The sequence below is a fragment of the Blautia sp. RTP21359st1_E11_RTP21359_211015 genome (genome assembly GCF_040910705.1).
Taxonomy (GTDB): Bacteria; Bacillota; Clostridia; order Lachnospirales; family Lachnospiraceae; genus Blautia_A; species Blautia_A fusiformis.
Map to the genome: position 1 here is coordinate 32053 of NZ_JBDGAB010000020.1, position 9786 is coordinate 41838.

Consider the following 9786-nt stretch of genomic DNA (forward strand, 5'->3'; position numbering starts at 1 on the left):
AAAGGAGGATTCACATATGGGAATCATCTACTGCGAGAAAGACAGAACGTTTACCCTGCAGACAAAAGAAACTACATATCAGATGCAGGTGGATCAGTACGGATTTCTTCTTCATCTCTATTATGGTAAAAAGGCAGAAGGCTGCATGGATTATCTTCTGACCTACTATGACAGAGGATTTTCCGGAAATCCCTATGATGCGGGAACAGACAGAACCTATTCCATGGACTCTCTTCCACAGGAGCTTTCCTGCTACGGAAACGGAGATTTCCGCAGTGCATCACTGATGCTGGAAAACGGTGACGGAAGCATGAGCTGTGATATGCGTTACAAGAACTATACTATCCGTGACGGTAAATACAGCCTTCCGGGGCTTCCGGCGGTTTATGCAGATAATGATGAGGCACAGACTCTGGAGATCGTACTGGAGGATCCGGCTACCGGCGTGGAGGCCATGCTTCTTTACGGTGTACTTCCGGAACTGGATATCATTACAAGAAGCGTCTATATCCGCAATCAGAGCAGTGAGAAGATCTATGTGAACAAGGTGATGTCCGCAGAACTGGATTTTCTTTACGGAGATTATGACCTGCTTACTTTTTACGGAAGACATGCCATGGAGCGGAATCTGCAGAGAGTACCGGTGGCTCATGGAAGTCAGATGATCGGCAGTGTCCGTGGCACATCCAGCCATCAGTATAATCCGATGATGATCCTGGCAGAGAAGGACACAACAGAGGATCATGGAGGCTGCTATGCTATGTCCTTTGTATATAGTGGAAATTTCCAGGGTGAGGTTCTTAAAGATCAGTACAATCAGACAAGAATGCTCCTTGGTGTACAGGAGGAGTGCTTCCGGTATCCGCTGGAAGCCGGGGAGACCTTCTATGCACCTGAGGTGATCTTAAGCTACACAGATCAGGGAATGAACCGCCTTTCCCAGAATCTGCACAGCTGCATCCGTCACCATATCTGCCGTGGTAAATATAAGACAGAGGTTCGTCCGGTGCTGGTAAACAGCTGGGAGGCAGCATATTTTGATTTTACAGGGGAGACTTTATATAATCTGGCAAAAGAGGCAAGGAGCCTTGGTATCGATATGCTGGTTCTGGATGACGGCTGGTTTGGAAAACGTGACGATGACAACAGTGGTCTTGGGGACTGGTATGTCAATGAGAAGAAGCTTGGAGAGACTCTCGGCGGACTGGTAAAAAGAGTCAATGACCTTGGAGTGAAATTCGGTATCTGGATCGAGCCGGAGATGATCTCTGAGGACAGTGATCTTTACCGTGAGCATCCGGACTGGGCACTTACGATTCCGGGAAGAAAACCAGTGAGATCCAGAAATCAGCTGGTACTTGATTTTTCCAGAAAAGAAGTTGTAGATGGAATCTTTGGACAGATCAGTGCGGTATTGGATAATGCCAATATTGAGTACGTTAAATGGGACATGAATCGAAGCTTGATGGATGTATTTTCCGTAATGACCAAGGATCAGGGACGTGTAATGTATGATTATGTCCTGGGATTGTACGATTTTCTGGACCGTATGGTGAACCGTTATCCGGATCTTCTGATCGAGGGCTGCAGCGGCGGTGGTGGAAGATTTGACGCAGGCATGCTGTATTACACACCGCAGATCTGGTGCAGCGACAACTCTGATGCTATTGACAGGCTTCGGATCCAGTATGGCACTTCCTTCGGATATCCGGTATCGGCCATGGGAGCACATGTGTCTGCAGTGCCGAACCATCAGACAGGAAGGATCACCCCGTTACATACCAGAGGTGTGGTTGCCATGTCCGGAACCTTCGGCTACGAGCTGGATCTTCTGAAGTTGACTGAGGAAGAAAAAGACGAGGTCCGCAGCCAGATCGGTGAATTCCGTAAATATGCGCCACTGATCCAGAACGGACGGTACTATCGCCTGACAGATCCGTTTAAGAGTGAGGTCTGTGCATGGGAGATCGTTGGAAATTCTCAGGAAGAAGTTCTGCTCAATGTTGTCATGGAGGAGATCCATGGAAACATGACTGTGAATTATGTGCAGCTTCGCGGCCTTGATGAGAGTGCACTTTATAAGGAACAGACTACCGGCAGGATCTATTCCGGAGCTGCTCTGATGCATGGTGGAATGCCGCTTCCTGCAGAGTTTGGGGAGTACAGAGCTTATCAGTATCATTTTGTGAGAGAATAAGAGCGTATTGAGACAGTAAGATAAATAAAAGGATCCGTCATACAGACAGCTGAAAAAGCCGATGTATGGCGGATCTTTTTTATCATAGCTCAGTGTACGGTGATCTGATAGCTCTTGATAAATTCCTCATCCGGTTTCAGCACATTGATATTTGCTTTTTCGGAAAGAGGCTTTTCAAAACCACAGTCATCACAGCGTCCCATCCACGGCTCCAGGCATACGAAGGGAGCACCGGGTACGGACCAGATACCGAAATTCGGGAAGCCCTCACTGGTAAGTGTCAGATATGGAGTTCCGTCCGGGAAGAGGATACCGGCCTTTTGGATCTGGCCGTTATCAAAAACAAGAGCGTCTTTATCAAACATATGAGGAGCAATGGAACAGGTTCCGTTTTCAAGGGAAAGTGTATGTGGCTCGTCAGCAAGGACTGTTCCTACAGACGTATCGATAAGGAGATAGGTAAGAGTGTCCAGGCCTTCAAAAGCAAGACGGTAATCACTCTGGGATTCGCCTTCACGTACCGGAACACGGAATGCCGGATGGCCGCCGATGGTAAAATACATAGTTTCAGAATCATTATTAACTACTTCCCAGCATACTTCCAGGTCGTGCTTCTTCAGAGTGTAGGTGATCTTCAGAGCGAAAGCAAACGGATAAACATTCAGGGTTTCTTCAGAGGACTTAAGGACAAAGGAAAGGGAAGTATCGGTGATATCCGTGCAGATAAAATCGCTGTCCCTTGCAAAGCCGTGCTGGCTGGAAGGATATTCCTTTCCGTTCAGACGCCAGATATCTTTGTAGTTACGTCCCACGTTGGGAAAAAGTACAGGCGCATGGCGTTTCCAGTAAGCCGGATCTGCCTGCCAGAGGATCTCCCTGTCATTAGTCTTGTCATAGATGCCGGTGAGTTCAGCACCGTGATCGGAAACGGAAATCTTAAGAAAGCTATTTTCAATCGTTCGTGTCATGATAAACCTCCTGTATGACAGCATTCGGGTAATATTACCTCGGAATTGCTGCATGTTTTTTTCTATTTTAGCACATTTTTCAGATGATAACGAGAAAAATACAATCTGTGAAAAATATAACTGGAAAATCTGTCATATTTCACAAGAGAAATTGCTGTTTTTTGGAAGAATAACCTTGACTAATGAAGGATAAATCTATAAAATAATTATGTGCGTAGAAAACATACATTTTTTATGTTTTAAAGAACAATAATTAGGAGGAAAATGTAAAATGGCAAAATGGGTTTACATGTTTACAGAAGGTAATGCTACTATGAGAAATCTTCTGGGCGGCAAAGGTGCCAACCTTGCTGAGATGACAAACCTCGGTCTTCCTGTACCGCAGGGCTTCACAATCACAACAGAGGCCTGCACACAGTACTATGAGGATGGCAGATCCATCAACGATGAGATCATGGCTCAGATCATGGAAGCAATTACCAAGATGGAAGGAGTTACCGGTAAGAAATTCGGTGACAAAGAAAATCCTCTGCTTGTATCCGTTCGTTCTGGTGCGAGAGCATCTATGCCAGGTATGATGGACACAATCCTCAACCTTGGTTTAAATGAAGAAGTTGTTAACACTCTTGCTGAGAAATCCGGCAATGAGCGTTGGGCTTGGGACTGCTACAGAAGATTCATCCAGATGTACTCTGACGTAGTTATGGAAGTTGGTAAGAAATACTTCGAGGAGCTCATCGATGAGATGAAAGCTAAGAGAGGTGTTAAGCAGGACGTTGAGCTTACAGCTGCTGACCTGCATGAGCTTGCTGACCAGTTCAAAGCTGAGTATAAATCTAAAATCGGTTCTGATTTCCCAACTGATCCGAAGGAGCAGCTGGTTGGTGCGATCAAAGCCGTATTCCGTTCCTGGGACAACCCACGTGCGAACGTATATCGTCGTGACAACGATATCCCATATTCTTGGGGTACAGCTGTCAACGTACAGATGATGGCATTCGGTAACATGGGTGATGACTGTGGTACAGGTGTTGCCTTCACACGTGACCCTGCTACAGGTGCTAACGGTCTGTTCGGTGAGTTCCTTACCAATGCACAGGGCGAGGACGTAGTTGCTGGTGTTCGTACACCTATGCACATCTCCGAGATGGAGCAGAAGTTCCCGGAAGCATTCGTACAGTTCAAACAGGTTTGCGAGACTCTTGAGAAACATTACAGAGACATGCAGGATATGGAGTTTACTGTAGAGCATGGTAAACTGTATATGCTTCAGACACGTAATGGTAAGAGAACTGCACAGGCTGCTCTTAAGATCGCTTGTGACCTCGTTGATGAGGGAATGAGAACTGAGGAAGAGGCTGTTGCAATGATCGATCCTCGTAACCTTGATACACTTCTTCATCCGCAGTTCGATGCAGCTGCTCTTAAAGCTGCTACACCGATGGGTAAAGGTCTTGGTGCTTCTCCAGGAGCTGCTTGCGGTAAGATCGTATTCTCTGCAGAGGACGCTGTTGAGTGGGCTGCAAGAGGAGAGAAAGTTGTTCTTGTTCGTCTTGAGACATCCCCAGAGGATATCACAGGTATGAAAGCTGCTCAGGGTATCCTGACAGTTCGTGGTGGTATGACATCTCACGCAGCTGTAGTTGCTCGTGGTATGGGATCCTGCTGTGTATCCGGATGCGGAGATATCGCTATGGATGAGGAGAACAAGAAATTCACACTTGCTGGTAAAGAGTTCCATGAAGGAGATGCAATCTCCATTGATGGTACAACAGGTAACATCTATGACGGACTTATCCCGACTGTAGATGCTAAGATCGCTGGTGAGTTCGGACGTATCATGGGATGGGCTGACAAGTACAGAACAATGAAAGTTCGTACAAACGCTGATACTCCTGCTGATGCTAAGAAAGCTCGTGAGCTTGGTGCAGAGGGAATCGGTCTTTGCCGTACAGAGCATATGTTCTTTGAGGGCAACAGAATCGATGCATTCCGTGAGATGATCTGCTCTGAGACAGTAGAGGAGAGAGAAGCAGCACTTGCTAAGATCCTTCCGGAGCAGCAGGGAGACTTCGAGAAACTCTATGAGGCACTTGAAGGAAATCCTGTAACAATTCGTTTCCTTGATCCGCCACTTCATGAGTTCGTTCCTACAGAGGAAGAGGACATCAAGAAACTGGCTGATGCTCAGGGCAAGACTGTAGAGCAGATCAAGACAATCATCGCTTCCCTTCACGAGTTCAACCCGATGATGGGACATCGTGGATGCCGTCTTGCTGTTACTTATCCAGAGATTGCTAAGATGCAGACAAGCGCTGTTATCCGCGCAGCTATCAACGTTAAGAAGAATCATCCGGATTGGAACATCAAACCGGAGATCATGATTCCGCTTGTTGGTGACATCAAAGAGCTTAAATATGTTAAGAAATTCGTTGTAGAGACAGCAGATGCTGAGATCAAAGCAGCAGGTTCTGACCTTGAGTACGAGGTTGGTACTATGATCGAGATCCCGAGAGCAGCTCTTACAGCTGATGATATCGCTAAAGAGGCTGACTTCTTCTGCTTCGGTACAAACGACCTTACACAGATGACATACGGATTCTCCCGTGATGATGCTGGTAAGTTCCTTAACGCATACTATGATGCTAAGATCTTCGAGAACGATCCATTTGCTAAGCTTGACCAGACAGGTGTCGGCAAACTTATGAAGATGGCTATCGAGCTTGGAAAACCGGTTAACCCGAAACTTCACGTAGGTATCTGCGGTGAGCACGGTGGAGATCCGTCTTCCGTAGAGTTCTGCAACGAGATCGGACTTGACTATGTATCCTGCTCACCGTTCCGTGTACCGATTGCTCGTCTTGCAGCAGCACAGGCAGCAATCGCTAAGAAGAACGCATAAGTAAGAATACATTTCAGGCTGAAGTTTCAGTCTGAGCATATATAAAGCTTCTGGCAGTCTGTAGAAATACAGATTGTCAGAGGCTTTTTTTTCTTTATGATATTTTTTGAAGTATTCCGACGGTTTACGAAAAATAGGATTCATGGTATCATGAAAGAAACAGGGCAGATAAAGCCGGAGGATAAGGAGAATTTTATGAATCAGGAATCACAGACACCTCATAAGAGACGTGTACGATATAAAGGAAAATATCCGAAGAAATTCGAGGAGAAATATAAAGAGCTTCAGCCTGAAAAGTATAAGGATACCATTGAACATGTGATCAGCAAGGGAAACACACCGGCTGGAATGCATATTTCCATTATGGTAAAAGAGATCATTGATTTTTTGGAGATTAGGCCGGGACAGGTTGGATTTGATGCTACACTTGGTTACGGTGGGCATACAAAGGCCATGCTGGAATGTCTGAGAGGTCAGGGACACATGTACGCCACGGATGTGGACCCGGAAGAATCTGCCAAGACAAGAAAACGTCTGGCAGAGCAGGGATTCGGAGAAGATATCCTGACAATTAAACTCCAGAATTTCTGCACCATTGATGAGATCGCAGAGGAAGTTGGAGGCTTTGATTTTATCCTTGCGGATCTTGGGGTGTCTTCTATGCAGATCGACAATCCCAAGAGAGGGTTTTCCTTTAAGGTGGATGGTCCTCTGGATTTAAGGCTGAACCAGGAAACCGGGATCAGCGCAGCACAGCGTCTGGATACCATTTCAAGAGAAGAGCTTGCCGGAATGCTGGATGAGAATTCCGATGAGCCGTACTGTGAGGAGATCGCGAAGGCCATCACAGATGAGATCCGAAGAGGAAACCACATAGATACCACTACGAAGCTTCGTGAAGTCATTGAGAAGACATTGTCTTTCCTTCCTGAAAAAGAGAGGAAAGACACGGTGAAAAAAACATGCCAGAGAGTTTTCCAGGCACTGCGTATTGATGTGAACCGGGAATTCGAGGTCCTCTATGATTTTATGGAAAAACTTCCCGGAGCGCTGAAGCCAGGCGGCCGTGTAGCAATCCTTACCTTCCATTCCGGAGAGGACAAGCTGGTAAAGAAAGCCTTAAAGCAGGGCTATAAAGACGGCATCTATTCCGACTATTCAAAAGATGTGATCCGTCCTTCCGCACAGGAATGTGCACAGAATGGGCGCGCCAGATCCACGAAGATGCGCTGGGCTGTGAAGGCCTGAGTGAAGAGTGAAAGAGCAGTTCTGATACAAATACAGAAACAGAAAAATCCTGGAATGCGTTGACATTCGGGATTTTTTTTGCTATGTTATATAAGTTTACATATGATAAAGCTACGGCTTAAACTGAATAGGAGAAAGGGTATGGATGTGGAGGAAAAGAAGGACATTTTTGATAAACTGATGCATCTTCCGGTGCTGAATATATTTGAACCTTTTTATAAGAAACATAAGGAAGTTCTGATGTATCTGTTCTTTGGAGGGCTCACATTTTTTCTGAACATTGCATTGTATGCATGGCTGGATAAGGGCCTGGGCATGAATGCGCTGATTGCCAATGTGATCTGCTGGGTGGTCTGCGTACTGTTCCAGTATTTTACAAACAGGACATGGGTATTCGACGGGCAGGTGGATTCCGCCGCCGGATTTTTAAAGCAGATGGCTTCGTTTTTCGGAGGACGGCTCTTTACTCTGATTGTGGAGGAAGCAATCCTTGCGGTATTTATCACCTGGCTTGGATTTAACAGCATGGCAGTGAAACTTGTTGCTCAGGTGGTTGTGATCGTATTGAATTATGTGATCAGTAAATTGATTGTTTTTAAAAAATAAAAGATAGTTATATTTGTGGAAAAGGAGTTGGACTGAAATTGACAAAGGACAAGACCAATGATATGACCGTGGGAAATCCGGTGAGCCTGATCATCCGCTTTATGATTCCCATGTGTCTCGGAAATATTTTTCAGCAGTTTTATAACATTGCGGATTCCATTGTTGCGGGGCAGTTCCTGGGAGTAGATGCGCTGGCTGCAATCGGAAGCACCGGTTCACTGATGTTTTTTGTTACCGGATGGCTTAACGGACTGAGCAGTGGCTTTGCCATTCTGGTATCCCAGTGGTTCGGGGCGAAGCAATATGATAAGATGCGTCATTACGTAGCTATGTCCATTTATCTGGCAGCAGCCTTTGCCATTGTGATGACCATTGGCTTTGAGGCTTTGAATGAACCGATTCTGCGGCTGATGAATTCACCGGAGGATCTGATGGGATCTGTGAAGGGATATATGGGAATTATTTATGCAGGCCTGATTGTAACAGCGGCATATAATTCACTGGCAGCGTTTCTCCGTGCACTTGGAGATTCAAAATCTCCGCTGTATTTTCTGATCATTTCGGCAGTGATCAATGTGTTCCTGGATATTCTGTTTATTGTAAAAATCGGGATGGGAGTGGAAGGCTGTGCCTATGCTACGGTTATCGCGCAGGCAATTTCCGCAGTCTGCTGCCTGATCTATATTATCAAAAAGTTCCCGATCCTGCATCTGAAGAAAGAAAACTTTGAAGTTTCTTTTACCAGCTTCCGTTATCTGCTGGCCCTTGGTATTCCCATGGGACTTCAGTTTTCCATCACAGCGATCGGAACCATTATTGTGCAGGGTGCGGTAAATATTTACGGTTCTGTATATATGGCAGGATTTTCCGCTGCGGGAAAAATACAGAATATCATTGCAACTGTATTTGTAGCTTTTGGTGCGACGATGGCAACCTATGTAGGACAGAACCGGGGCGCCGGAAAGATGGACCGTGTAAAAGCAGGAATGAAATATACCCAGATCATGGTCCTGATCTGGAGTGTGATCACTATGATCATAATGTTCTTTTTCGGAAAGTACATGACCTGGTTATTTATTGACAAGTCCCAGACGGATGTTATTAATGTTTCTGTTACTTATTTTCATACGGTATTCTGGGCATATCCGTTCCTTGGAAGTATCTTCCTCTACAGAAACGGACTTCAGGGACTGGGATATGGCTTGGTTCCCATGCTGGGCGGTGTGTTTGAACTGGCGGCAAGAAGTGCGATCGTTATGTTTGTTGCAGGAAAAACAAGTTTTGCAGGTGTATGTCTGGCGGATCCTGCCGCATGGATCGCAGCGCTGATCCCTCTGATCCCGTATTATATTTATGTGATGAAAAAGTGGAGCAGGGGAAAAAAGGAAACTGCTGCCTGAGTGGGTATAATACAGAAAATGAAAAGAATAAATTTAGGCTTGCAATTATGGAAGATACAGTTATAATGATATTATAACTGCGGAAAAAACCAGGAAACCGGGATTCCGGGTAAGATTACAGATCCAGAAGGGAGAATATAGATCATGGAAATCACAAAGGAAACAACAATGGGCGAGATGCTTGCATACGATGAGAAGATCGCATACATTCTTATGCAGGAAGGAATGCACTGCATCGGCTGTCCGTCTTCTATCGGTGAGTCTCTTGAGGAGGCATGTATGGTACACGGACTTGATGTAAACGCTGTACTGGCAGACATCCATCATTATGAGGAAACCAAGAAAAAGAAATAATCAGCAGTACAATTTATATTAGAACGTACAGATTACGGACCGCAAGGGGATAACGACTGTGCATGTCTTTTTGGCATGCCGTCGTTATCCCTTTTTTTGTGAGCAGACGAT

Annotated in this window: 7 protein-coding genes; 6 read left to right on the plus strand and 1 reads right to left on the minus strand. The window is 45.6% G+C overall.

What is annotated here, in order from left to right:
• The first annotated feature begins 16 nt into the window (after positions 1–16).
• On the plus strand, positions 17–2197 hold the full coding sequence (locus AB5026_RS09000; RefSeq protein WP_110101999.1) for an alpha-galactosidase: 2181 nt from the start codon (positions 17–19) through the stop codon (positions 2195–2197).
• Between the two features lie 89 nt (positions 2198–2286).
• Here AB5026_RS09000 and AB5026_RS09005 read toward each other — a convergent pair whose 3' ends face one another.
• Entirely contained in the window at positions 2287–3165 is an 879-nt protein-coding gene (locus tag AB5026_RS09005) for an aldose 1-epimerase family protein (protein ID WP_015525818.1), read from the minus strand.
• A gap of 271 nt (positions 3166–3436) precedes the next feature.
• Between AB5026_RS09005 and ppdK the strand changes: the two genes are divergently transcribed.
• The 5 genes from ppdK (at position 3437) to AB5026_RS09030 (ending at position 9675) form a co-directional block, all read left to right on the plus strand.
• A complete protein-coding gene (gene ppdK / locus AB5026_RS09010) occupies positions 3437–6067 on the plus strand; it encodes a pyruvate, phosphate dikinase (RefSeq protein ID WP_015525819.1) in 2631 nt (876 codons plus the stop codon).
• 195 nt (positions 6068–6262) lie between these two features.
• On the plus strand, positions 6263–7315 hold the full coding sequence (gene rsmH / locus AB5026_RS09015) for a 16S rRNA (cytosine(1402)-N(4))-methyltransferase RsmH (protein WP_129974628.1): 1053 nt from the start codon (positions 6263–6265) through the stop codon (positions 7313–7315).
• Between the two features lie 141 nt (positions 7316–7456).
• Positions 7457–7921 (plus strand): GtrA family protein, encoded by a 465-nt coding sequence (locus tag AB5026_RS09020; RefSeq protein WP_015525821.1) that lies wholly within the window; start codon positions 7457–7459, stop codon positions 7919–7921.
• 62 nt (positions 7922–7983) lie between these two features.
• The gene (locus AB5026_RS09025) at positions 7984–9321 is read left to right on the plus strand and encodes an MATE family efflux transporter (protein WP_110102117.1); all 1338 of its coding nucleotides are present in this window, start codon (positions 7984–7986) and stop codon (positions 9319–9321) included.
• A gap of 144 nt (positions 9322–9465) precedes the next feature.
• Positions 9466–9675 carry a DUF1858 domain-containing protein gene (locus tag AB5026_RS09030; RefSeq protein WP_015525823.1) on the plus strand — a complete coding sequence of 70 codons (210 nt, stop codon included), beginning with the start codon at positions 9466–9468 and terminating at the stop codon, positions 9673–9675.
• The last annotated feature ends 111 nt before the right edge of the window (positions 9676–9786 follow it).